General features: G+C 66.7%; 22 protein-coding genes. 15 read left to right on the forward strand and 7 right to left on the reverse strand.

The genetic code is table 11. The annotated features are described in order from the left end of the window. Positions 1-5 precede the first annotated feature (5 nt). The 3 genes from znuB to zur are packed head-to-tail and all read right to left on the reverse strand — an operon-like array spanning position 6 to position 2,093. Positions 6-794: a zinc ABC transporter permease subunit ZnuB gene (znuB, locus tag J2T47_RS02125; RefSeq protein ID WP_088415771.1), complete on the reverse strand. Its 789-nt coding sequence runs from the start codon at positions 792-794 to the stop codon at positions 6-8. Next, entirely contained in the window at positions 787-1,587 is an 801-nt protein-coding gene (gene znuC / locus J2T47_RS02130; RefSeq protein ID WP_253441996.1) for a zinc ABC transporter ATP-binding protein ZnuC, read from the reverse strand. The genes znuB and znuC overlap by 8 nt, the downstream gene beginning before the upstream one ends. Further along, positions 1,587-2,093: a zinc uptake transcriptional repressor Zur gene (gene zur, locus J2T47_RS02135; RefSeq protein WP_253441998.1), complete on the reverse strand. Its 507-nt coding sequence runs from the start codon at positions 2,091-2,093 to the stop codon at positions 1,587-1,589. Before zur ends, znuC begins: the two co-directional genes overlap by 1 nt. Before the next feature lie 70 nt (positions 2,094-2,163). Here zur and J2T47_RS02140 point away from each other — a divergent pair, with 70 nt between their 5' ends. The 3 genes from J2T47_RS02140 (at position 2,164) to J2T47_RS02150 (ending at position 6,468) form a co-directional block, all read left to right on the forward strand. Further along, a complete protein-coding gene (locus J2T47_RS02140) occupies positions 2,164-3,090 on the forward strand; it encodes a zinc ABC transporter substrate-binding protein (protein ID WP_253442000.1) in 927 nt (308 codons plus the stop codon). 526 nt (positions 3,091-3,616) lie between these two features. Continuing rightward, positions 3,617-5,764, forward strand: a complete 2,148-nt coding sequence (locus J2T47_RS02145) for an adenosylcobalamin-dependent ribonucleoside-diphosphate reductase (RefSeq protein ID WP_253442002.1) — start codon at positions 3,617-3,619, stop codon at positions 5,762-5,764. A gap of 17 nt (positions 5,765-5,781) precedes the next feature. Continuing rightward, positions 5,782-6,468, forward strand: coding sequence for a TSCPD domain-containing protein (locus tag J2T47_RS02150; protein WP_017521239.1), 687 nt, complete (start codon positions 5,782-5,784; stop codon positions 6,466-6,468). Between the two features lie 289 nt (positions 6,469-6,757). On the opposite strand, the gene J2T47_RS02155 is transcribed toward J2T47_RS02150, so the two are convergent. Both J2T47_RS02155 and J2T47_RS02160 read right to left on the reverse strand, forming a co-directional pair. Continuing rightward, a complete protein-coding gene (locus tag J2T47_RS02155; protein WP_253442004.1) occupies positions 6,758-7,708 on the reverse strand; it encodes a homoserine kinase in 951 nt (316 codons plus the stop codon). A 34-nt stretch (positions 7,709-7,742) separates the two neighbouring features. Beyond that, on the reverse strand, positions 7,743-8,030 hold the full coding sequence (locus J2T47_RS02160) for a DUF2782 domain-containing protein (protein WP_045213413.1): 288 nt from the start codon (positions 8,028-8,030) through the stop codon (positions 7,743-7,745). A gap of 74 nt (positions 8,031-8,104) precedes the next feature. On the opposite strand from J2T47_RS02160, the gene polA reads away from it, so the two are divergent. Continuing rightward, positions 8,105-10,858 carry a DNA polymerase I gene (polA, locus tag J2T47_RS02165; RefSeq protein ID WP_253442006.1) on the forward strand — a complete coding sequence of 918 codons (2,754 nt, stop codon included), beginning with the start codon at positions 8,105-8,107 and terminating at the stop codon, positions 10,856-10,858. A gap of 276 nt (positions 10,859-11,134) precedes the next feature. Here polA and yihA read toward each other — a convergent pair whose 3' ends face one another. Further along, complete coding sequence (gene yihA, locus J2T47_RS02170; protein ID WP_253442013.1) at positions 11,135-11,794, reverse strand: ribosome biogenesis GTP-binding protein YihA/YsxC; 660 nt, start codon at positions 11,792-11,794, stop codon at positions 11,135-11,137. 180 nt (positions 11,795-11,974) lie between these two features. On the opposite strand from yihA, the gene J2T47_RS02175 reads away from it, so the two are divergent. The 11 genes from J2T47_RS02175 (at position 11,975) to J2T47_RS02225 (ending at position 24,083) form a co-directional block, all read left to right on the forward strand. Further along, the gene (locus tag J2T47_RS02175; protein WP_017521244.1) at positions 11,975-12,265 is read left to right on the forward strand and encodes a c-type cytochrome; all 291 of its coding nucleotides are present in this window, start codon (positions 11,975-11,977) and stop codon (positions 12,263-12,265) included. A gap of 46 nt (positions 12,266-12,311) precedes the next feature. Then, a complete protein-coding gene (locus tag J2T47_RS02180; protein ID WP_151188949.1) occupies positions 12,312-12,917 on the forward strand; it encodes a c-type cytochrome in 606 nt (201 codons plus the stop codon). A gap of 164 nt (positions 12,918-13,081) precedes the next feature. Further along, positions 13,082-13,723 carry a thiol:disulfide interchange protein DsbA/DsbL gene (locus tag J2T47_RS02185; protein ID WP_192225573.1) on the forward strand — a complete coding sequence of 214 codons (642 nt, stop codon included), beginning with the start codon at positions 13,082-13,084 and terminating at the stop codon, positions 13,721-13,723. Positions 13,724-13,735: 12 nt separating this feature from the next. Next, on the forward strand, positions 13,736-14,608 hold the full coding sequence (locus tag J2T47_RS02190; RefSeq protein ID WP_253442014.1) for an endonuclease/exonuclease/phosphatase family protein: 873 nt from the start codon (positions 13,736-13,738) through the stop codon (positions 14,606-14,608). Beyond that, complete coding sequence (locus J2T47_RS02195; RefSeq protein ID WP_253442015.1) at positions 14,605-16,623, forward strand: GGDEF domain-containing protein; 2,019 nt, start codon at positions 14,605-14,607, stop codon at positions 16,621-16,623. Before J2T47_RS02190 ends, J2T47_RS02195 begins: the two co-directional genes overlap by 4 nt. A 180-nt stretch (positions 16,624-16,803) precedes the next feature. Beyond that, positions 16,804-17,574 carry a DeoR/GlpR family DNA-binding transcription regulator gene (locus J2T47_RS02200; RefSeq protein ID WP_253442016.1) on the forward strand — a complete coding sequence of 257 codons (771 nt, stop codon included), beginning with the start codon at positions 16,804-16,806 and terminating at the stop codon, positions 17,572-17,574. Positions 17,575-17,589: 15 nt separating this feature from the next. Next, a complete protein-coding gene (gene glmS / locus J2T47_RS02205; RefSeq protein WP_253442017.1) occupies positions 17,590-19,425 on the forward strand; it encodes a glutamine--fructose-6-phosphate transaminase (isomerizing) in 1,836 nt (611 codons plus the stop codon). Between the two features lie 329 nt (positions 19,426-19,754). Next, positions 19,755-20,756 carry an NAD-dependent epimerase gene (locus J2T47_RS02210; RefSeq protein WP_253442018.1) on the forward strand — a complete coding sequence of 334 codons (1,002 nt, stop codon included), beginning with the start codon at positions 19,755-19,757 and terminating at the stop codon, positions 20,754-20,756. A 24-nt stretch (positions 20,757-20,780) separates the two neighbouring features. Continuing rightward, entirely contained in the window at positions 20,781-21,521 is a 741-nt protein-coding gene (locus J2T47_RS02215) for a glycosyltransferase family 2 protein (protein WP_253442020.1), read from the forward strand. A 30-nt stretch (positions 21,522-21,551) separates the two neighbouring features. Further along, positions 21,552-23,093, forward strand: a complete 1,542-nt coding sequence (locus J2T47_RS02220; RefSeq protein WP_253442697.1) for an ArnT family glycosyltransferase — start codon at positions 21,552-21,554, stop codon at positions 23,091-23,093. A gap of 21 nt (positions 23,094-23,114) precedes the next feature. Further along, positions 23,115-24,083, forward strand: coding sequence for an SdiA-regulated domain-containing protein (locus J2T47_RS02225; RefSeq protein WP_253442022.1), 969 nt, complete (start codon positions 23,115-23,117; stop codon positions 24,081-24,083). Positions 24,084-24,090: 7 nt separating this feature from the next. On the opposite strand, the gene J2T47_RS29385 is transcribed toward J2T47_RS02225, so the two are convergent. Continuing rightward, positions 24,091-24,738, reverse strand: a complete 648-nt coding sequence (locus J2T47_RS29385) for a lipid-A-disaccharide synthase N-terminal domain-containing protein (protein WP_437180943.1) — start codon at positions 24,736-24,738, stop codon at positions 24,091-24,093. Positions 24,739-24,788 lie beyond the last annotated feature (50 nt).

The raw sequence follows: 24,788 nt of genomic DNA on the forward strand, positions 1-24,788 counted from the left end.
AAATTCTACACCGTCCGGCGCGGCAGGACAAAACTCAGCAGGAACAGGGCTGCCGCGCTGACCACGATGGAGGGGCCGGCGGGGGTGTCCTTGAACCAGGACAGCGAGAGTCCGGCGCACACCGCCACCAGGCCGATCAGGCTCGCGCCGAAGGCCATCTGTTCCGGGCTGCGCGCGTGCCGCTGGGCGGCGGCGGCGGGGATGATCAGCAGGGAAGTGATCAGCAGCACGCCGACGATCTTCATGGCCACGGCGATGACGATGGCGATCAGCAGCATCAGCGCCAGGCGGATGGCGGTGACCGGCAGGCCTTCGACCCGCGCCAGTTCCTCGTGCACGGTGATCGCCAGCAGCGGTCGCCACAGCCAGCAGATCAGCCCCAGCACCAGGGCGCTGCCGGCAATGATCCACATCAGGTCGGTCTGGCTGACGGCGAGCAGGTCGCCGAACAGGTAGGCCATCAGGTCGACGCGCACTTCCTTCATGAAGCTCAGGGTCACCAGGCCCAGCGACAGCGTGCTGTGGGCGAGGATGCCGAGCAGGGTGTCGGCGGCCAGTGGCTGGCGCTGCTGGAGGGTGACCAGCAGCACGGCGAGCAGCACGCAGCCGACGGTCACTGCCAGGGTCGGGCTGACGTCCAGCAGGAAGCCGAGGGCCACGCCGAGCAGGGCGGCGTGGGAGAGGGTGTCGCCGAAATAGGCCATGCGTCGCCAGACGACGAACGAACCCAGGGGCCCGGCGACCACCGCCAGGGCCAGCCCGGCGAGGAGAGCGTTGAGCAGGAAATCAGCCATGGTTGCAGTCGGGGCCGTGCTGGTGGACCGGAGTGAAGCGGGTGCCGGCCGGGAAGGCGGGTTTCACCACCTCGCCGTGCAGGTCGTGGGAATGGTCGTGGTGGTGGTGATAGACCGCCAGGCTGCGGGCGTCCTGGCCGAACAGCTCGACGAAGGCCGGGTCGCCGCTGACCTGTTCCGGGTGCCCGGAGCAGCAGACGTGGCGGTTCAGGCAGACCACTTTGTCGGTGGCGCTCATGACCAGGTGCAGGTCGTGGGAGACCATCAGCACGCCGCAGCCGAGGCGGTCGCGCAGGCGGCCGATCAGGCGGTACAGCTCGGCCTGGCCGGCAACGTCGACGCCCTGCACGGGCTCGTCGAGCACCAGCAGTTCCGGCTTGCGCAGCAGCGCGCGGGCCAGCAGTACGCGTTGCAGCTCGCCGCCGGAGACGCTCTGCAGCGGCTTGTCGATGACGTGGGCGGCGCCGACTTCCTTCAGCGCGTCCAGCGCGTGGGAGCGCTGCACGCCGGGGACCAGGCGCAGGAAGCGGAACACCGTCAGCGGCAGGGTCGGGTCGACGTGGAGCTTCTGCGGCATGTAGCCGATGGACAGCTTCGGCTGGCGCCAGACGCTGCCGGTGTCGGGCTTGAGCAGGCCGAGCACGCTGCGCACCAGGGTCGTCTTGCCAGCACCGTTGGGGCCGATCAGGGTGACGATCTCGCCGGGGGCGATGGTCAGGTCGACGTTCTGCAGCACGGCCTGGCCGGCGTAGCTGACGCCGATGCCTTGCAGGCGGATCAGGGCGTCGCTCATCACGCCTCCCGCTGGCCGGGGGCGCAGGCGCCGCAGAGGCCGACGATCTCGACGGTCTGGCTTTCCACGGCGAAGCCGACGCCCCTGGCGCCGTGGATGATGGCCTCGCTGATGGCCGGCTGCTCCAGCTCGATGGCGGTGTGGCAGGCGCGGCAGATCAGGAACTGGCCTTCATGGGCATGTTCGGGGTGGGCGCAGCCGATGAAGGCGTTGAGCGAGGCGATGCGGTGCACCAGGCCGTTTTCCAGGAGGAAATCCAGGGCGCGATAGACCGTCGGCGGCGCCGCCTTGCGGCCGTCCTCCTCGCTCAGTACGGCGAGGATGTCGTAGGCGCCCAGCGGCTTGTGGCTCGCCCAGACCAGCTCCAGCACGCGCCGGCGCAGCTCGGTCAGGCGCACGCCTTGGCGCGCGCACAGCGCATCGGCGTCGGCCAGGGCGCTGGCCACGCAGTTGGCGTGGTCGTGCGGACGGCAGGCGAGGGGAGTCTTGGGGGCAATCTTGTACATGCGCGGCGACGCTCGGGTTCAGAGACGTTATTATATTACTCTTTCATGTCTCCCCTGTGTGAGTGCCGCCGTGTCCTTCCGTCCCGTCGCCCTGCTGACCGCCGCTTGCGTGCTGCTGCTCAGCCTCCCCGTACGTGCCGAGGTCAGCGTGCTGACCAGCATCAAGCCGCTGCAACTGATCGCCGCCGCCATCCAGGATGGCGAGGGTACGCCGGACGTGCTGCTGCCGCCGGGCGCCTCGCCGCACAGCTACTCGCTGCGGCCATCGGACATCCGCCGGGTGCGCGACGCGCAGCTGTTCTACTGGGTCGGCCCGGACCTGGAGAATTTCCTGCCCAAGGTGCTGGAAAGCCGCAAGGGCCCGAGCATCGCCGTGCAGGACCAGGCCGGCATGCACCTGCGCAAGTTCGCCGATTTCAGCGAATCCAATCATCCGGACCATGACGACCTCGGTCACGACCATGACCACCGTCCGGGCATGATCGACGCACATCTCTGGCTGTTGCCGGCCAATGCCCAGGTGATCGCCGCGCGCATGGCCGAAGACCTGGCCATTGCCGACCCGGCCAACGCCAGCCGCTACCAGGCCAACCTGAAGGCCTTCGACGAGCGCATGGAAACCCTCGATACCCGCCTGAAGCAGCGTATCGATCCGCTGAAGGGCAAGCCGTTCTTCGTCTTCCACGAGGCCTTTGACTACTTCGAAGAGGCCTATGGCCTGCGCCATGCCGGCGTATTCGCGGTATCCGCCGACGTGCAGCCGGGCGCCCGCCACGTGGCCATGATGCGTGCGCAACTGCAGAAGGCCGGACCGTCCTGCATCTTCAGCGAGCCGCCGATCCGCCCGCGCCTGGCCGACACCCTGAGCCAGGGCCTGCCGGTGCGCCTGGCCGAGCTGGATGACCTGGGCGTGGGCGTCAAGGTGGATGCCCAGGGTTATGAGAACCTGCTGGGCAACCTGGCGGATGAGTTTGCGGGGTGCCTGGAGAAGCTCTGAGTTGGGCTTCTCGTGACATTCCTCCGCCGGGCTTGCCCTCTCCCCAGCCCTCTCCCTGAAGGGAGAGGGAGCCGTTCGGTATGCTTTGAGACATCCGGATTAGTCGGCTGACACAGGACTGACTACTTGCGCAGGACAGTCCCCTCTCCCTTCAGGGAGAGGGTTAGGGAGAGGGTGCATCCGCCCACATTGAACTCTCCCTTGTAGGTGCGGGCCATGCCCGCGATCGCGCGCATGGCGCGCTCCTACAATTCATCCCCGGAATCGGCCGAGGCGCAGCGCCATATCCGCGCCCGTTCGTCGCACCACCCCTGCCTGAAATTTCCCGCACTTTCCTCCCCAAATTCCCCGCCAATCGTCGGCTTTCCGTATCTTTGACGGCGTTCGCTGTTCCATTGTCTATGGTGTCTGGCTGGGGGTCTCTGACACAAGATATTGATGGTCGTCAGGAATCTATGCCTACATATGGGGTCTACTCGCGCTCCATTTGCGCCTGCCACCCAACCGACAGGAGGTTATTTCCCGGATGGCCAAGACCGATGCGCGCCAACGCGGCGCCAACCCTGGAGTTCTCGCCCTGCAGCCTGCCTCGCAGGACATCTGGGACAGCAAGTACCGCCTCAAGCACAAGAGCGGTGACCCCATCGACGGCAGCGTCGACGAAACCTGGCAGCGCGTCGCCCGCGCCCTCGCCGACGTCGAATCCAACAAGGCGCTGCGCGAGCACTGGTACGAGCGCTTCCTCTGGGCCCTGCGCAATGGCGCCATCCCGGCCGGACGGATCATCTCCAACGCCGGCGCCCAGGGGCACAAGCCGGCCACCTCGACGATCAACTGCACCGTGTCCGGGATCATCCGCGACTCCATGGACGACATCCTCGAGAAGGTCCACGAGGCCGGGCTGACGCTCAAGGCCGGCTGCGGCATCGGCTACGAGTTCAGTACCCTGCGCCCGCGCGGCGCCTACGTCTCCGGCGCCGGCGCACACACCAGCGGCCCGCTGTCGTTCATGGATATCTACGACAAGATGTGCTTCACCGTCAGCTCCGCCGGCGGCCGGCGCGGCGCGCAGATGGGCACCTTCGACGTCAGCCATCCGGACGTGCGCGAGTTCATCCGCGCCAAGCGCGAGGACGGCCGCCTGCGCCAGTTCAACCTCAGCCTGCTGATAACCGACGGCTTCATGAACGCCGTGGAGGACGACGAGGACTGGCCGCTGGTGTTCCCGATCCACCAGAAGGAACGCGACGAAGTCGACCTGAAGAACGCCGAGGAAGTGGTCTGGCGCGACTGGCCGCTGCACGACGACTACCTGGTGGGCGACGATGGCCGCGTGGCCTGCAAGGTCTACGGGCGGGTCAAGGCGCGGCACCTGTGGGACATGATCATGGTGTCCACCTACGACTACGCTGAACCCGGTTTCATCCTCATCGACCGGGTCAACGAGATGAACAACAACTGGTGGTGCGAGGCGATCCGCGCCACCAACCCCTGCGGCGAGCAGCCGCTGCCGCCCTACGGTTCATGCCTGCTGGGCTCGGTGAACCTGACCAGCTTCGTGATCGACGCCTTCGGCGACAACGCGCGCTTCGACTGGGAGCGCTACCGCGAAGTGGTCCGGGTGTTCACCCGCATGCTCGACAACGTGGTGGAGATCAACGGCCTGCCGCTGGAGCAGCAGCGCGCGGAAATCCTCGGCAAGCGCCGCCACGGCATGGGCTTCCTTGGCCTGGGCTCGGCGCTGACCCTGCTCAAGCTGCGCTACGGCAGCCCGGAAGCCTGCGTGTTCACCGAGGAAGTGGCGCGCGAGATGGCGCTGGTGGGCTGGGAAGTGGCGTTGGAACTGTCCCGCGAGAAAGGCCCGGCGCCGGCCCTGGTGAAGGAATACGAAGTCACCGCCGAGATGCTGCGCAAGCGCCCGGAAATGAAAGCCGATGGCCTCAAGGTCGGCGACAAGGTGGCCGGCCGCGTGCTGCATGCCAAGTATTCGCGCTACATGCAGCGGGTCGCCGAGCATGCGCCGCAGCTGATCGAGGAACTGGCCGAGCATGGCGCGCGCTTCACCCACCACAGCTCCATCGCGCCCACCGGCACCATCAGCCTGAGCCTGGCCAACAACGCCTCCAACGGCATCGAGCCGAGCTTCGCCCACCATTATTCGCGCAACCTGATCCGCCCTGGGCGCAAGACCAAGGAGAAGATCTCGGTCTTCAGCTACGAGCTGCTGGCCTATCGCGACCAGGTCGACAATCACGCGGTGCCGGGCGCCGAGGAAGAGAAGCACCGCCTGCCGGACTACTTCATCACCGCCGACGACATCACCCCGCAGCAGCACGTGGACATCCAGGCCGCCGCGCAGAAGTGGATCGACTCGTCGATCTCCAAGACCGCCAACGTCCCCACCGACTACCCGTTCGAGGACTTCAAGGACATCTACCTCTACGCCTGGCGCCAGGGCCTGAAGGGCTGCACCACCTTCCGCTTCAACCCGGCGGCCTTCCAGGGCGTGCTGGTGAAGGAGGCGGACCTGGAGAAGACCCTGTACCGCTTCGAGCTGGAAGACGGCAGCGTGGTGGAACTCAAGGGCAACGAGGAAGTGGAGTACGACGGCGAGATGCATACCGCCGCCAACCTCTTCGATGCCCTGAAAGAAGGCTATTACGGCAAGTACTGATGCCCCTGGAGAAAGCTATGAGCGTCAAGATCAACCAGAAGATCAAAGGCTTCCAGGTGGTGGACGTGGCCGAGGAAAAGGCCCGTGTGGAAGCCGCCGCGGCAGCTGCGGTGGTGAAGATGGATGAAACCTTGCAGCGGCCGGAGCTGCTCGTCGGCGCGACCTACAAGATCAAGTCGCCGTTGTTCGAGCATGCGCTGTACGTGACCATCAATGACGTGGTGCTCAACCCGGACACCCCGTACGAGCAGCGCCGGCCCTTCGAGATTTTCATCAACTCGAAGAACATGGACCACTTCCAGTGGATCGTCGCGCTCACCCGGATCATGTCCGCGGTGTTCCGCAAGGGCGGCGACTGCACCTTCCTGGTGGAAGAGATGAAGGCGGTGTTCGACCCCCGTGGCGGCTACCTGAAGCGCGGCGGCATCTATATGCCGTCGATCGTCGCCGAGATCGGCGCCGTGGTGGAGCGTCACCTGGTTGCCATCGGCCTGATGGAAGGTCCGCAGCTGGATGAGGAACAGCGCCTCTACCTCGCCGAGAAGCGCGCCGCCTACGAAGCCGCCCAGGGCACCAACAAGGCCGAACCCGGCGAGGGATTCCCCGCCGGCGCCCAGCTGTGCGGCAAGTGCAACACCATGGCGGTGGTGCAGATGGATGGCTGCGCGACCTGCCTGAACTGTGGGCATTCGAAGTGCGGGTGAGCCCGCTCAAAACGCATGCGTTTTGAAGGGCGAACGACCGGCCATGGATGGCCGGGCCGGGGCTGACCTTGGGCAGAGGAGTTGCGGCAGGGATGCCAGCTCCGATTTGGATCTTCACTCCTCCGCTTCATGCCGGAGCTCCGTGTAGGAGCGGGCCATGCCCGCGATCGCGCGCATGGCGCGCTCCTACAAGGGGTTCATCAGCCACCTGCAGCTCCTTCAGGCGTGCATCCGTCTGCTTTCGTAGGAGCGAATTTATCCGCGATCCGGCCGGAAGGCCGGCGCTGAGCTACAGCGCAAACGGCAAATGAATCCCTACCGTCTGCCGCTGCGCCAGGCGTTGCTCGAACTCGCTCGGATCGTGAATCAGCACGTCCTGCCCGGCGAACGCCTCGGCAGCGATCAATCGCGACAGCCAGAAGCGCACGCAGGCCACCCGCAGCATTTCCGGCCACAGCTCGGCTTCGAGCGCGGTGAACGGCCGCCTGGCCGCATAGGCCGCCAGCAGGGCGCGGGCGCGGGGCGCGTCGAGGGCGCCGTCGTCGCTGGAGCACCAGTCGTTCACGGTGATCGCCAGGTCGTAGAGCATCCAGCCGGAACTGGCGTTGTAGAAGTCGATCACCCCTGCCAGGTGCGGGCCGTCGAACAGCACGTTGTCGCGGAACAGGTCGGCGTGCAGGTTGGCCCGCGGCAGCGCCGGTTGCTCAGCCAGCAGGCGGGCGATTTCTTCCAGCGCGTTACCCAGCAGGGTCGCCGCGTTGCCGGAGAGGTGTGACTGCATCGTCTTGCCTTCCTGCAGCATCCAGCTCAGGCCACGGTCGCTGGGGCGCTCGATGATCCGTTCGCGGGTCGCCAGGTGCAGGCGGGCCAGCAGGGCACCGACTTCCTGGCAGTGATGGTTGTTCGGCGAGCGTTCATGACGGCCGGCCAGGCGCGGTTGCAGCAGCGCCGGCTTGCCTTCGAGCTGGCGCAGCGCTTCGCCGTCCTTCGTGCGCAGGGCGTAGGGAACCGGCAGGTCGGCTTCGTGGAGCACGTCGAGCAGCTCGATGAAGAACGGCATCTCCTGCACCGGGCCGCGCTCCACCAGGGTCAGGACGAATTCGCCCCGCTCCAGGCTGACGAAGAAGTTGCTGTTCTCCGAGCCCTCCGCGATGCCGCGGAAGTCCCGCAGGCGGCCGAGGCCGTAGGGGGCGAGGAAGTCTTCCAGGACCGGACGTTCCAGAGGCGTGAATACCGACATGCTCAATCCTCTGGAGCGTCGTGGAGGGGAGGGTTTACCAGCTGAAGATCTGCCACTGCGGAATCAGCTTGTCGGGCTGGTCCGAGCGAATGAAGTTGCCGTCGCTGCCGTCCTGGCGCACCAGGAAGTACGGCTTGCCGTGCTTGGGCACGACCTTGATGGCGTAGAGGAATCCGTTCACACGGTATTCCTGGATGGTCTTGTCGCCCTCCTGGCGGATGGTCACATCCGGTTCCGGCGTCGGGGCATCGTCCGCCGCCAACACGGTGGTCGCGCCAAGACCCAGCAGAGCGGCGAGCAACAGGCGGTTCAACGTACGCATGATAACCTTGTCCCTTTGTCGAATTGGCTACGGGCATTTTAGCCCGAGCCCTTCTGAAAAGGTTGATTCCCCTCATGAGCCAAGCACCCCTCGTCCTCGTGGACGGCTCGTCCTACCTGTATCGCGCTTTCCATGCCCTGCCGCCGCTGATGACCTCCAGCGGCATGCCCACGGGAGCGGTGAAGGGCGTGCTGAACATGCTCAAGAGCCTGCGCAAGCAGTACCCGGACAGCCCCTTCGCGGTGGTCTTCGATGCCAAGGGCGGGACCTTCCGCGACGAGATGTTCGCCGAGTACAAGGCCAATCGCCCCTCGATGCCGGACGATCTGCGGGTGCAGGTGGAGCCGCTGCACGCTACCGTGCGCGCCCTCGGCCTGCCTCTGCTGTGCGTGGAAGGCGTGGAAGCGGACGACGTGATCGGCACCCTGGCCCGGCAGAGTGCGGCCGGCGGCCGGGCGGTGGTGATCTCCACCGGTGACAAGGACATGGCGCAGCTGGTCGACGGGCACATTACGCTGGTCAACACGATGACCGGTAGCGTGCTCGACGTGGATGGCGTGAAAGAGAAATTCGGCGTCGGTCCTGAACTGATCATCGATTACCTGGCGCTGATGGGCGACAAGGTCGACAACATTCCGGGCGTGCCCGGCGTCGGCGAAAAAACCGCCCTCGGCCTGCTCACCGGTGTCGGTGGCGGCCTGGATGTGCTCTACGCCAGCCTGAACAAGGTGCCCGAACTGCCGATCCGCGGCGCCAAGGGCCTGCCGGCCAAGCTCGAAGAGCACAAGGACATGGCCTACCTGTCCTACCAGCTCGCCACCATCAAGTGCGACGTCGAACTGAACATCGAGATCGACGCCCTGCACCCCGGCGAGCCGGACCGCGAGGCGCTGGCCGAGCTGTACCGCACCCTGGAATTCAAGACCGGGCTGGACGACCTGCAACGCCAGGCCGCCAAGGCCGGCACTCCGCAGTTGGCGCTGGAAGAGGCCCCGGCGGCGGCCGAGGCTGAGAAGAGCTACGAGATCGTCCTGGAACAAGCGCAGTTCGACGCCTGGCTGAAGAAGCTGGAAGCCGCCGAGCTGATCGCCTTCGACACCGAGACCACCAGCCTCGACCCGCAGCAGGCGCAGGTGGTCGGTGTGTCCTTCGCAGTAAAAGAAGGCGAAGCCGCCTACGTGCCTCTGGCCCACAGCTATATGGGCGTGCCGGCGCAACTGGACCGCGACGTCGTGCTCAAGGCGCTCAAGCCGCTGCTGGAAGACCCGAAGAAGCGCAAGGTCGGCCAGCACGCCAAGTACGACATGAACGTCCTGGCCAACGCCTCGACGCCCATCGCCGTGCAGGGCGTCGCCTACGACACCATGCTCGAATCCTACGTGCTGGACTCCACCGCGACCCGCCACGACATGGACAGCCTGGCGCTCAAGTACCTGGGCCACAGCACCATCCGCTTCGAGGATATCGCCGGCAAGGGCGCCAAGCAGCTGACCTTCGACCAGATCGCCCTGGAGCAGGCCGGCCCTTACGCCGCCGAAGACGCCGACGTGACCCTGCGCCTGCACCAGACCCTGTGGCAGAAGCTGGAGGCCATCCCGTCGCTGGCCAAGGTCCTCACCGACATCGAGATGCCGCTGGTGCCGGTGCTGGCCCGCATCGAGCGCAACGGCGCGCTGGTCGACGCCAACCTGCTGGGCAAGCAGAGCGTCGAGCTGGGCGAGAAGATGGTCGAACTGCAGCGCCAGGCCTATGACCTGGCGGGCGAGGAGTTCAACCTCGGCTCGCCCAAGCAGCTGGGCGCCATCCTCTATGAAAAGCTCGGCCTGCCGGTGCTGTCCAAGACCGCCACCGGCCAGCCGTCCACTGCCGAGGCCGTCCTTGCCGAGCTGGCCGAGCAGGATTACGAGCTGCCCAAGGTGATCATGCAGTACCGCTCCCTGAGCAAGCTCAAGAGCACCTACACCGACAAGTTGCCGGAGCAGATCAACCCGCGCACCGGGCGCATCCACACCAGCTACCACCAGGCGGTGGCGGCGACCGGCCGGCTGTCCTCCAGCGACCCGAACCTGCAGAACATCCCGATCCGCACCGCCGAGGGCCGGCGCATCCGCCAGGCCTTCGTCGCAGCCAAGGGCTACCAGCTGCTGGCAGCGGACTACTCGCAGATCGAGCTGCGCATCATGGCCCACCTGGCCAAGGATGAAGGCCTGCTGGACGCCTTCCGCCATGACCGCGACGTGCACCGCGCCACCGCCGCCGAAGTCTTCGGCGTGCCGCTGGAGGAGGTGACCGGCGATCAGCGCCGCAGCGCCAAGGCGATCAACTTCGGCCTGATCTACGGCATGAGCGCCTTCGGCCTGGCCAAGCAGATCGGCGTCGAGCGCAAGGAAGCCCAGGCCTACATCGACCGCTACTTCGCCCGCTACCCGGGCGTGCTGGCCTACATGGAGCGCACCCGCGCCCAGGCCGCGGAACAGGGCTTCGTCGAAACCCTGTTCGGCCGTCGCCTGTACCTGCCGGAAATCGCCTCGAAGAACGGCGCCATGCGCAAGGCCGCCGAGCGCACCGCGATCAACGCGCCGATGCAGGGCACCGCCGCGGACATCATGAAGCGCGCGATGGTGTCTGTGGATAACTGGCTGCAGGAGAGCGGCATCGATGCCCGCGTCATCCTCCAGGTACACGACGAACTGGTCCTGGAAGTGCGCGAGGACCTGGTGGATCAGGTCCGTGATGGCATTCGGCCGCTGATGAGCGGCGCGGCGGAACTGGACGTACCGCTGGTCGTCGAAGCCGGTGTCGGGGCGAACTGGGACGAGGCGCACTGACGACTGGACGAACGGTCACAAGGCCCACCAGCCGGGCCTTCTGGCACGATTGTTCAGGCGCTTTCGGGGCCGCCTGAAAAAATCTTTTGTGACCTGCTGAACTTCACCTCGGGAGCCGAGTCAGAACTCGTGAATGGCTGGTGAAGCCCTTCGATGCTCCTTTGCAGTGTTTAGTGTTGGCAGATTACTGGACCCCGCCCTAGCGGTCCGGACTTAAACCCCGAACTTCCCCCTCCCCATACGAAGCTCGGGGTTTTTTTTGCCTGCGATTTGGCCTCAGGCTTCCTCGCCGGCCTCTTCTTCTTCGTCCAGCAGCCCCAGCCAACCGGCCAGGACCAGCTGCGCCTCTTCCACGCCCTGGCGCTTGGGCGCCGAGAACAGCTGCAGGGTGGCGACATCGCCCCAGCCGTCGAGGATTTCCTTGCGGGTCTTGAGCAGCGCGTTCTTCGCCGCGCCGTAGGCCAGCTTGTCGGCCTTGGTCAGCAGCACGTGGATCGGCAGCTGGCTGGCCTGCGCCCAGTCGAGCATCAGGCGGTCGAAATCGGTCAGCGGGTGGCGGATATCCATCATCAGCACCACGCCGGCTAGCGCATTGCGGCTGGAGAGATAAGCTTCCAGGTGCTGCTGCCAGTGCAGCTTCAGCGGGATCGGCACCTTGGCGTAGCCGTAGCCGGGCAGGTCGACCAGGCGGCGTTCGTCATCCAGGCGGAAGAAGTTCAGCAACTGGGTGCGGCCGGGGGTCTTGGAAGTCCGCGCCAGGTTCGCGTGGGTCAGCGCGTTCAAGGCGCTCGACTTGCCCGCGTTGGAGCGGCCGGCGAAGGCGACTTCCAGGCCGGAGTCTTCCGGGCACTGGTTCACCTTGGCGGCGGAGATGAGGAAAGTGGCCTGTTGGCAGAGGCCGAGAATCGGGTTTTTCGTAGCGTTATTCGAGGACATGGGTAACTTCGCGGCGGGTGCGACGCGGTGTCGCGGGGGGCGGTTTCGTTTCCGTTTGGGCATCTGAAGTATATAATGCCGCGGATTTTGTGTGCGCTTTATCCCCCAGGGTCGAGCCACACGGGAACGTTGGAGTCCGCGCAATCAAGAACGCGGATGTTCCCTGCGATGAGGATAATCATGAAGAAACTGCTGTTCGCAGCCATCGTTGCCGCGCTGGCATCCAGCGCACTGGCGGCCCAGGATCCGGAAGCCGTTTTCAACAGAGCCTGTGGCGCCTGCCACAATGGTCAGTTGCCAATGGCGCCGAAGAAGGGCGACGCCGCCGCTTGGAAGCCACGCCTGGACAAGGGCATGGACACGCTGGTGCAACATGTGACCAACGGTTTCAACGCGATGCCGCCTCGCGGCCTGTGCACCGACTGCAGCGCCGAGGATTACCAGACAATTATCCAGTGGATGTCGAAGTAACTCCCAGGCCTTACTCTTTCACCCTTAGCCGTTATTGGATTAGCTGATGAACAAATTGATCGTGAGTCTGCTGTTGACCCTGGGTCTGGTCGGTGTGGCGAACGCCGCTGGCGATGCCAAGGCCGGTCAGGCGAAAGCTGCTGTCTGTGGTGCCTGCCACGGCGCCGATGGCAACAGCATGGCGCCCAACTTCCCGAAACTGGCCGGGCAGGGTGAGCGTTACCTGCTCAAGCAGATGCACGACATCAAGGACGGCAAGCGCACCGTGCTGGAAATGACCGGCCTGCTGACCAACCTCAGCGATGAGGACCTGGCAGATATCGCCGCCTACTTCTCCAGCCAGAACGGCAGCGTCGGCGCCGCCGATCCCAAGCTGGTGGCCCAGGGTGAAGCCCTGTTCCGCGGCGGCAAGCTCGCCGAAGGCATGCCGGCCTGCACCGGTTGCCACAACCCGGCTGGCCAGGGCAACGCCGAAGCCGGCTTCCCGCACCTGGGTGGCCAGCACGCGGCCTACACCGCCAAGCAGCTGACCGCCTTCCGCGAAGGCGAGCGCACCAACGACGGCGACGCCATGATCATGCGCAGCATCGCCGCAAAGCTGTCCAACAAGGACATCGCCGCGATCTCCAGCTACATCGAAGGCCTGCACTAAGTCGCCTGGGTGTGAATGCTGGATCAAAAAAAAGGGTGGCTTAGGCCACCCTTTTTTGCATCCGCCGCCACTACAATGCTCCGAACCGTGTCTGACCCCGACGGTCAAACCGCTACATCCCGCCGCGCGCAGCGTGGCGGTTCCGCTCAGCCAAGGAGTGAACCATGCGTAACCTGATTTTCACCGCCGCTCTTGCCTTCGCCGGCCTGTTCGCCGTCAACGCGAACGCCGCCGACTTCGAAGCGGGCAAGAACTATACCGAGCTGAATCAGGCCGTCCCGGTCTCCCAGCCCGGCAAGATCGAGGTGGTGGAGCTGTTCTGGTACGGCTGCCCGCACTGCTATGCGTTCGAACCCACCATCAACCCGTGGGTCGAGAAGCTGCCGGCCGACGTTCACTTCGTGCGTATTCCGGCCATGTTCGGCGGTCTGTGGAACATCCACGGCCAGCTGTTCCTGACCCTGGAATCCATGGGCGTGGAGAAGAAGGTGCACCACTCGATCTTCGAGAAGCTGCACAACAACCCGAAAGCCCTGACTACCCCGGAAGAAATGGCTGACTTCGTCGCCGAACAGGGCGTAGACAAGGACAAGTTCCTCAGCACCTACAACTCCTTCGCCATCAAGGGCCAGATCGAAAAGGCCAAGAAGCTGGCGATGGCCTACCAGATCAGCGGCGTGCCGACCCTGGTGGTCAATGGCAAGTACCGCTTCGACATCGGCTCGGCCGGTGGCCCGGACGAGGCGCTGCAGCTGGCTGACCAGCTGATCGCCAAGGAACGCGCCAGCGCCAAGGCCGCTCAGTAAGGTCCGACGACGATGCTGCGCCGGCGGACTCGTGATCGTGTCGCGGGGGCCTGCGTCCCGCGGGTGAATGCCGCCCATGGGACCTCTGCCGGCCTGCCCGACGACGGCCGGCTCCGCCTGCTCAGCTTCAACATCCAGGTAGGGATCAGTACCGAAAGATACCGCCACTACCTGACCCGCGGCTGGCAGCACCTGCTGCCGGCCGCCGGGCGCGCCAGCAATCTGCAGCGCATCGGCGAACTGCTCCACGACTACGACGTGGTCGCCCTGCAGGAAGCCGACGGCGGCAGCATTCGCTCCGGCAACATCAACCAGGTCGAACACCTGGCCCAGCTTGGTGCCTTCCCCTACTGGTACCAGCAGCTCAACCGCAATCTCGGGCGCATCGCCCAGCACAGCAACGGCCTGCTCAGCCGCCTGCAGCCCACCGCCCTGGAAGACCACCCGCTGCCCGGCCCGCCCGGACGTGGTGCGATCCTCATGCGCTTCGGCGAAGGCCGCGATGCACTGGCCGTGGTGATGATGCACCTGGCCCTCGGCGCGCGGACCCGCACCCGGCAGCTCGCCTACATTCGCGAGCTGCTGCAGGACTACCGCCACCACGTGCTGATGGGCGATATGAACACCCATGCCACCGACCTGCTGGAAAGCTCGCCGCTGCGCGACCTCCAGCTCATCGCCCCGCAGGTCGAGGCCACTTTCCCCAGCTGGCGCCCGCAGCGCTGCCTGGACCACATCCTGCTCAGTTCCGAGCTGGCGCTGGAACGCGTCAGTGTCCTCCCGCACCCGATTTCCGACCACCTGCCCGTGGCCGTGGAAATCCGCCTGCCGGATGCCCTGCGTTCGTCCTCGTCGCTCGCCTTGCGCGGCGAGGCCCCCGAATGAGTCGCGACGACGACCAACGCTGGAAACAGAAGTACCTGGACAACCTCGAGCAGCAGGAAAAGCTCGAGCGCCGCTGGGATGCCCGACTCGACCTGTTGCGTCGCGGTCTGGTGCGCAGCAGTCTGGCCGCCGAAGGCAGCGACAAGGCGGTAGACGCCTGCATGAAGGAGCTGCGCGAAGTGCTGCGCCGCGACGAGATGGACGCTGGTCTGTCGCGCCTGATCCCGCAGCTGGAGAAGGCCGTGCTCGACTCCGAGCAGCGCCGCCAGCAACGCATCGAACAGAATGTCGCCGCCCTGACCCAGCTGTCGCAGCAACTGCTGTCCCTGGATATGCCGGGCGACGTGCGCAAGCCGCTCAAGCGCCTGTCCAAGGACATTCCCAGCCGCGGCAGTTCCTCCCGCGAACTCCCGGCACTGCTCGGCGAGCTGAGCCGCCTGCAGCGCCAGGTGCTGGACCATTTCGGCAATGGCGGCGGCGAGCAGCGCCCCGGCTTCCTGCAGCGGCTGTTCGGCAGCCGCGACAACGACAGCGATGATGCCGACCTGCCGGAAGCAGCCGCCAGTTCACCAGCTGCGACGGCAGAAGCCGCGGCCAGCGACGAACCGGCGCTGGTTGAGTCATTGCCGGCCGTCGTCCAACCTGCTGCACCTGCACCTGCACCTGCACCTGCACTGGCTCCGGCCGTGGCGGCTGTTGCTGAAGCAGTTGCCGAACCCATCGTGGCGCGGGTCGAGGCGCCGGCCCCAGAGCCCGTCGCCACGCCGTCACCGGTGCAACTGGCTGAACCGGTCTCCGTGGCGGAAGCGGCTGCACCTGCACGCGCACCTGCGCCCGCAGCGGAGCCCGCCACCCACGAAGATTCCAAGCTGCTCGACAGCCTGCCGGTGCCACCCGGTCTGTTCGGCACGCCGGACGACGCGCGCCAGGCCAGCGATCCTTATTCCCTGCCGCCGCGCCCGGAACCCGGCTACAGTGCCGTGGCGCCGCACATCGAAGCGAGCCTGCTGCGCCTGCTGGACGAGATGCACCTGCCGGCCGCCCAGCAGATCCAGGCCGAGGAGCTGCGCTCGCGCATCCATGGCAGTCTCAACTGGTACGAACTGGTGCCGGTGCTGGATGACCTGGGCGTCCTCGTGCTGTCGCTCAACGACAGCGGCCAGCGCGAGTTCGAAGGCTACCTGCACCAGCTCAACGAACGCCTGGGCACGTTCCTCGATGGCCTGCAGGCAGTCCAGGACAACCACAGCGGCTCCAGCTCCAGCGCCCGCGACCTGGACGACAGCCTGCGCGAACAGGTCAGCGGCCTGAAGGAAAGCGTGCTGGAGGCCACCGACCTGGAAGGCCTCAAGCGCAATGTCGAGTCGCGCCTGCAGGGCCTGGTCGGCACCATGGACCGCTTCCGCGAGGAGCGCGAAGTCCGTGAGCGCGAAGTGGGCGAGCGCATCCAGTCGCTGGTGACCCGCGTCGCCAGCATGGAAGAGGAGGCCCGCACCTTCCAGGCGAACATCGAGGATCAGCGCCAGAAGGCCATGACCGACGCCCTGACCGGCCTGCCCAACCGCGCCGCGCTGACCGAGCGGCTGGACCTGGAAGTGTCGCGCTGGGAGCGCTACGGCGGCGACCTGCTGCTGGCAGTGCTGGACGTCGACCACTTCAAGCGCATCAACGACGACTTCGGCCACCTCGCCGGCGACAAGGTGCTGAAGATCATCGCCAACGAACTGGCCAAGCGCGTGCGCAAGACCGATTTCATCGCCCGTTTCGGTGGCGAGGAGTTCGTCGTGCTGCTGCCGTCCACGCCGCTGGAGGGCGGGCAGCAACTGCTCGACGTGCTGCGCGGCGCCATCGAGGCCTGCCCGTTCCACTTCAAGGGTGAGCGCCTGAGCATCACCTGCTCGGCGGGCCTGACGGCCTTCCGCGACGGCGAACGAGCCGAGGCCGCCTTCGAGCGCGCGGACCAGGCGCTTTACCGCGCCAAGCGCGGCGGGCGCAACCGCCTGGAAGTCGACTGATCACACTCCGCTTTCTGCAGGGGCGAGCTTGCTCGCGAACCTCGTCGCTGCCGACGATCATTGCGGACGCAGTCCGCTCCTACAGAAAAGCGCTTCCGTTCGTGCGGGAAAATCTTGACGAACGAAACAACATAGGTTTTGATTCGGTCTATTATCTTTCGAATCGAAACTTAATAGTTCATGTCGAAACGCAACACACCCCAACGCCGCCACGACATCCTGGCGCTGCTCGCCGAACAGGGCGAAGTCAGCGTCGACGATCTCGCGCGCCGCTTCGCCACCTCCGAGGTGACCATCCGCAAGGACCTCGCCGCCCTGGAAGGCAACGGCCTGCTGCTGCGCCGTTACGGTGGCGCGGTGCCGATGCCTCATGAGCTGATCGCCGAGCCGAGCCAGCCGCTGTCGCGCTACAAGCAGGCCATCGGCCGTGCCGCGGCGGCCTGCATCCGGGAGCACGCGCGGATCATCATCGACAGCGGCAGCACCACCGCCGCGCTGATTCCGGAACTGGGGCGCAAGCCCGGCCTGGTGGTGATGACCAACTCCCTGAGCGTGGCCAACGCCCTGCGCGAACTGGAGCGCGAGCCGGTGCTGCTGATGACCGGCGGCACCTGGGACCCGCATTCGGAGTCGTTCCAGGGCCAGGTGGCCGAACAGGTGCTGCGCTCCTACGATTTCGATCAGCTGTTCATCGGCGCCACCGGGCTCGACCTGGAGCGTGGCACGACGACCTTCAACGAACTGCTGGGCCTGAGCCGGGTCATGGCCGAGGTCGCCCGCGAGGTGATCGTCATGGCCGAGTCCGACAAGCTGGGCCGGCGCATTCCCAACCTGGAGCTGCCCTGGAGCAGCGTCCAGACCCTGATTACCGACGAACGCCTGAGCGATGACGCGTTCGAACTGATCCAGACGCGCGGCGTGAAAGTCATCCGCGCGCGCTGCGAAGACTGACAGGAGACCCAAGCCATGTGTGGAATCGTAGGCGCCATCGCCGAGCGCAACATCACCCCGATCCTCGTCGAAGGCCTCAAGCGCCTGGAATACCGTGGCTACGACAGCGCCGGTGTGGCGGTGATCGACAACAGCGGTGCGCTGGATCGCCGCCGCCGCGCCGGCAAGGTCTCCAGCCTCGAGCAGGCCATTGCCGAGCAGCCGCTGCTGGGTCGCCTGGGCATCGCCCACACCCGCTGGGCCACCCATGGTGCGCCCACCGAGGCCAACGCCCACCCGCACTTCTCCAACGGTGAAGTGGCGGTGGTGCACAACGGCATCATCGAGAACTTCGAGCCCCTGCGCGAAATGCTCAAGGCGCGCGGCTACGTGTTCACCTCGCAGACCGACACCGAAGTCATCGCCCACCTGCTGCACCTGCGCCTGGGGGAACTGGGCGATCTGACCGTCGCACTCAAGGCCGTGGTCAAGGAACTGCACGGCGCCTATGGCCTGGCGGTGATCAGCAGCAAGCAGCCCGACCGCATCCTCGCCGCCCGCAGCGGCAGCCCGCTGGTGGTGGGCCTGGGGCATGGCGAGAATTTCCTCGCCTCCGACCAGCTGGCGCTGCGCCAGGTCACCGACCGCTTCATCTACCTGGAAGAAGGCGACATCGCCGAAATCCGCCGCGACGGCCTGCAACTGTGGGATGTGAAGGGCAACCCGGTGCAGCGCGAGGAAGTGCGCTACCACGAGGGCGCCGAGGCGGCCGACAAGGGCGGTTATCGCCACTTCATGCTCAAGGAGATTCACGAGCAGCCGGCCGTGGTGCAGCGCACCCTGGAAGGCCGCCTCGGCACCCAGCAAGTGCTGGTGGACAACTTCGGCCCGCAGGCCCGCGAGCTGCTGGCCAAGGTGCGCACCGTGCAGATCGTCGCCTGCGGCACCAGCTACCACGCCGGCATGGTCGCCCGTTACTGGCTGGAGAGTCTGACCGGCATTCCCTGCCAGGTCGAAGTCGCCAGCGAGTTCCGCTACCGCAAGGTCGCGGTGCATCCGGACTCCCTATTCGTCACCATCTCCCAGTCCGGCGAGACCGCCGACACCCTGGCCGCGCTGCGCTACGCCAAGGAGCTGGGCTTCCTGTCCAGCCTGGCGATCTGCAACGTCGCCACCAGTTCGCTGGTGCGCGAGTCGGACATGACCCTGTTGACCAACGCCGGCCCGGAAATCGGCGTAGCCTCCACCAAGGCCTTCACCACCCAGCTGGTCGCCCTGCTGCTGTTGACCCTGGGCATCGGCCAGGTGCAGAAGCGCCTGGGCGACGGCGTCGAGGCCGAGCTGGTGAGCGAGCTGCGCCGCCTGCCGACCCACCTGGAAGAAGCCCTGGCGATGGACAAGGTGGTGGAGAAGATCGGCGAGCTGTTCGCCGAGAAGCACCACACCCTGTTCCTCGGCCGCGGCGCGCAGTACCCGGTGGCGATGGAGGGCGCGCTGAAGCTCAAGGAAATCTCCTATATCCACGCCGAAGCCTACCCGGCCGGCGAGCTCAAGCACGGCCCGCTGGCCCTGGTCGACGCCGACATGCCGGTGGTCACCGTGGCGCCGAACAACGAGCTGCTGGAGAAACTCAAGTCCAACCTGCAGGAAGTCCGCGCCCGTGGCGGCGAACTGGTGGTCTTCGCCGAAGGCGGCAGCGGCATCGCCAATGGCGAGGGCACCCACGTGGTGGGCATGCCGGCGATCCACGACTGCCTGGCGCCGATCCTCTACACCGTGCCGCTGCAACTGCTGTCCTACTACGTCGCTGTGCTCAAGGGCACCGACGTCGACCAGCCGCGCAACCTGGCCAAGTCGGTGACCGTCGAGTAAGCCGGCCGGTATAGCTCCACCCGCAGGGGGCCCGCGCATCGCGCCGGCCCCCTGTTTGTTTCTGCCCTCCGCAGCCCGCGCAACAAATCCGTCGCAGGACTCCCGCCAAAGCTTCACGAAACCGTCCCCAGCCTGCCAACTCGGTCAGCCACCCTCAGCGCTGCAACCTGATCGGATGCGCGCATCGCCGTAGCTGCTGCGCGCGCCGCACATCGGGAACCGGCACAGCGCCGGTCACCACAACAACGCAACAGGTGCTGGCGACTGATGACGATCGAAGGATTCGTGCTGACTGGCCGCGTCTCGGGTCCTGCTCCTGAGCTTGCGCGGTGAAGCTGCTGGTGACCGGCGCAGCCGGTTTCATCGGCTTCCATACCGCCCAGCGCCTGTGCCGTGAAGGGCACGAGGTGGTCGGCATCGACAACCTCAACGACTACTACAGCGTCGGACTCAAGCTGGCCCGCCTGGAGATCCTGTGCGGGCTGCGCAACTTCCGCTTCGAGCGCCTGGATATCGCCGACGCACCCGCGCTGGCCGAACTGATGCGCCGCGAGGGCTTCGAGCGGGTGATCCACCTGGCCGCCCAGGCTGGCGTGCGCTATTCGCTGGAGAACCCGCAGGCCTATGCCGACGCCAACCTCAGCGGCTTCGTCAATCTGCTCGAAGGCTGCCGGCACACCGGCGTGGGTCATCTGGTGTACGCCTCCAGCAGTTCGGTCTATGGCATGAACAGCGCGATGCCCTTCAGCACCGACGCAGCAGTAGACCAACCGGTGTCGCTCTACGCCGCCACCAAGCGCGCCAACGAGCTGATGGCGCACACCTATGCGCACCTCTACCGCCTGCCGCTCACCGGCCTGCGCTTCTTCACCGTGTACGGCCCCTGGGGGCGTCCGGACATGGCGCTGTTCAAGTTCACCCGCTCGATCCTCGAGGGGCAGCCGATCGATATCTACAACCATGGCGAGATGTCCCGCGACTTCACCTACATCGACGACGTGGTGGAAGGCCTGCTGCGTATCCAGGACTGCCCGCCCGAGGCCGGCGAACTCGGCGCGGCGCCGGCGGCGCTCTACAACATCGGCTGCGGCTCGCCGGTGCGCCTGCTCGACATGGTCACCTGCGTCGAGCGCGCCCTGGGGCGTCGTGCCATCCGCAACTACCTGCCGTTGCAGCCGGGCGATGTGCTGCGCACCTGGGCCGATGTCGAGGCGCTGGCGCAACGCACCGGCTTCCGTCCGGCCACCTCGCTGCAGAGCGGCGTCGAACGATTCGTCCACTGGTACCGCGAGTTCTACGCGGTCGAGCAGCCCTGCGCCCCGGCGGCGTGACGGGTACGGAGCAAGCGTCTGAGCATGTCCAGCAGTCCATTCGTGTCGGTACTGATCCCGGCGAAGAACGAGGCCGAAAACCTTCCCGCCCTGCTCGAGGAAGTCCGCACCGCCCTGGCCGGGGAAGCCTTCGAAGTCATAGTGGTGGACGACGGCAGCACCGATACCACGCGCAGCGTGCTGCAAGGGCTGCAGCAGGGCGGCTACGGCCAGCTGCGGGTGCTTGCCCACGAGCGCTCGCTGGGCCAGAGCACATCGATCTACCACGCCGCCGTGGCCGCGCGCGGCCACTGGCTGGCGACCCTGGACGGCGACGGGCAGAACGACCCGGCGGACATCCCCGGCATGCTCGCGCTGGTACGCGCGGCAGACTGCCCGGCTGACCTCAAGCTGATCGCCGGCCACCGCGTGAAGCGCCAGGACAGTGCCAGCAAGCGCTGGGCCTCGCGCTTCGCCAACCGCCTGCGCGGACGCCTGCTGCGCGACCGGACTCCGGACACCGGTTGCGGTCTCAAGCTGATCGAGCGCGAGGCCTTCCTGCGCCTGCCGTACTTCGACCACATGCACCGCTTCATCCCGGCGCTGATCCAGCGTCACCAGGGCAGCATGCGCGTGCATCCGGTCAACCACCGGGCACGCAACGCCGGGGTGTCCAAGTACGGCAACCTCGACCGCGCGCTGGTGGGCATCCTCGATTTGTTCGGCGTCTGGTGGCTGATCCGCCGCACGCGGCTGGACGCGCTGCCGCGCGAGCTGGGCCGCTGAGCCATGGGCGTGCCCGGTACCTCCCTGAGCCTGCCCGATCGCGCGCAGTTCTCCTGGTGGCGACGCTGCGCCGAGCGCCCCTGGCTGCTGCTGTTGCTGGCCGCCTTGCTGCTGGGCGCCGGGCTGGGCCTGCGCCAGCCGAGCAACGTGGATGAGGAACGCTTCCTCGGTGTCGCCCTGGAGATGCTGCAGAGCGGCGACTGGCTGATCCCCCGCCGCGCCGCCGAGATCTACCCGGACAAACCGCCGTTGTTCATGTGGCTGCTGGCGACCCTAGTGCGCCTGGGCATCGCGCCGAACCTGGCGCTGTTCCTGCCGGCGCTCTTCTCCGGCATGGTCGCCACCGCCTGCCTCTACGACCTCGGCCGGCGTCTGTGGAACCCGCGCATCGGTCTCGTCGCCGGGCTGCTGTTCCTGGCGAGCTACCAGACCTATTCGGTGCTGCGCGACGGCAGCATCGACGGCTTCCTCTGCCTGTGGACAAGCCTGGGCATCTACGGCCTGTGCCGGCACCTGCTGTTGGGGCCGGCCTGGCGCTGGTTCTATGTCGCCTGCGCGGCAATGGGGCTGGGCGTCATCAGCAAGGGCGTGGGCTTCCTGCCGGCGCTGATGCTCATCCCGTACGCCTTCGCGGTGCGCCGCCAGTGGCCGGGTGTGGTGGCGATGCCCGGTCAGGCGCGGCGCTGGTGGTTCGGCCTGCTGGTTGCGCTGGCGGCGATCCTGCTGTGGCTGCTGCCGGTGGTGCTGCACGTGCTGAGCAGCGGCAGCGCCGACGGCCGCGCCTACCTCGACGACATCCTCCTGCACCAGACCGCCAAGCGCTATGCCAGCGCCTGGCAGCACCAGGAGCCGTTCTGGTACTTCTTCGCCAAGGTCATCCCGCAGTACTGGCTGCCGCTGATCCTCGCGCTGCCCTGGATGCTGCCGGCCTGGCGCCGCCAGCTGGCGCGGCGCGACGGCAGGCTGCTGGTGCTGCTGGGCTGGGTCGCGCTGGTGCTGCTGTTCTTCAGCCTCAGCAGCGGCAAGCGCAAGCTCTACATCTTCCCCGCGCTGCCCGGCCTGGTGCTGGCCATGGCGCCCCTGCTGCCCTGGCTGCTGCGCCGCTGGTTCGCTGATCGGCCATGGGCGCGCAAGGTCTTCATCGGCCTGGTGCTGGTCTGGTTTGGCGCCTGGTTCGCTCGCGGCTTCATCGAACCGCTGAACGACCCCGGCGACGACCGCCGGCCGCTGATGGCCGAGGTACAGCGCCTCAGCGACGGCCGCGAGCTGGTGCTGACCCAATGGCGCGAGGGCCACTGGCTCTACGCGCGACAGCCGCTGGTGCACTTCGGCATCGATACCTCGAACCAGACCGGGAAGGCCCTGACCTGGGTGCGTGCTCATCCGCAGGCGCTGGCGATGGTCCGCGCCGAAGACCTCGAACGCTGCTTCCGCCGTGAAGCTGCCCGCGAGGTGAAGGGCGACTACGAGGAGCACTGGTTTCTGGTCGGCGCCGAGGCCGACAACGGCCAGTGCGCCGAGGACGCCAGCGCCCCGGCCTACCGCTTTGTCTGGCAGCGCCCGCTGCCCTGAACCCCCGCGAGGAGCCCGTACGTGAGCCAGATCGTCGAGAGCATCGAAGCATTACCGCGGAGCCCGTCGTGGCGCCGGATCGACCGTCGCACCTGGCTGCGCCTCGGCCTGGCCCTGGCCCTGCTGGTGCCGGCTGTGTCGCTGGTGTTGACCGAGCACTGGCAGCAGCGCGCCTGGTTCTACCTGCGCAGCCAGCTGCATGCGGCGGACTGGGCAGGACGCAGCGTCTGGCTGCCGGACTACAAGGTGACCATCGATGCGCTGCCGGTGAAGGGCATCGAGTCGGACCTGTCGGCCATCAGCTACGACTTCGACCAGGACCGCCTGCTCGCCGTGACCAATGCCGGCAACATGAAGCTGGCGGTGCTGAGCAAGACCGGTGAAATGCTCGCGCAGTACCCCATGCGCGGCTTCGAAGATGTCGAGGCGGTGGCCTACCTGGGCGGCGGCCTGGTCGCGGTGGCCGACGAGAACCTGCAGCAGATCGACTTCTTCACCCTGCCCGAGCGCCCTGGCCAGACCATCCAGGCGAGCGAGGTGCAGTCCTTCGCCCTGGCGATCAACCCGAGCATCCACAACAAGGGCTTCGAAGGGCTCACCTACGATCCCGACCACGACCGTCTGTTCATCGGCAAGGAGCGCGGCCCGCGGCAGATCTACGAGGTCACCGGAGTGCGTGCGAGCCTGGCCGGGAAGCTGCAGCTGAAGATCATCGACCGCACCGCCTGGGTGAAGCGCAGCGTGTTCGGCACCGACATCTCCGACCTGCACTATGACCGCCGCAGCGGCCACCTGCTGGTGCTCAGCGAGGAGTCGCGGCTGATCATGGAACTGGACGATCAGGGCGGCCTGGTGAGCTTCCGCTCCCTCGGCGGCTTCGGCGACCTCAAGCACCGCGCGCCGCAGGCCGAAGGGCTGACCATGGACGCCAGCGGCAACCTCTACGTGGTCAGCGAGCCGAACCTGTTCTACCGCTTCGAGAAGCGCTGAGCCCGCCTCAGTGACTCTGCGCGCCGGCGCCTCCGCCCTGGCGCCGCAGCAGCGCCAGGTTGCGCAGATAGACCAGGATGCCGAAGGACTGGCCGAGGATGATGATCGGGTCCCGCTGGGCCACCGCGTAGCTGAACAGCAGCACGCTGCCGGCCATCGACAGGTACCAGAAGTGGATCGGGTTGACCGGCCGCCCGGCGCGCTCGGAGAACCACAGCTGCAGCACGAAGCGCCCGGTGAAGAGCACCTGGCCGACCAGCCCGACGGCAGTCCAGCAGGGATCGGCGGCGCTGATCGCCTGAATCATCGGTTCGGGCTTGGACAACCAGCCGGGAATCACCGCCACGGCCACCCAGGCCAGCCAGGGCCAGGCGAAGAACAGCGGCCGGCCACCGCCGTGGTGGCGCTCCAGTTCCAGGTTGCGCAGGTAGATGGCCAGGCCGGCGAGCTGCCCCAGGCAGATCACCAGGTCGCGCTGGTGCGTCGCGTAGGCCAGCAGCAGCACGGCTCCGGCGCAGCTGAAATACCAGAAGTGCACCGGCATGAGGCTGCGCCGCGCGCGCTCGGAGAGCAGCCACTGGACCAGGAAGCGAGCGGAGAAGGCAGCCTGCGCGAGCAGCCCGATGGCGAACCAGAGTGGATTGACGGCGTTCAAGCCAGGCCCCTTGCCGGATGGACGAAAGCCGCGCACGGCGCGACCTGCAG

The sequence above is a fragment of the Pseudomonas nitroreducens genome, assembly GCF_024170165.1.
Lineage (GTDB): Bacteria > Pseudomonadota > Gammaproteobacteria > Pseudomonadales > Pseudomonadaceae > Pseudomonas > Pseudomonas nitroreducens_C.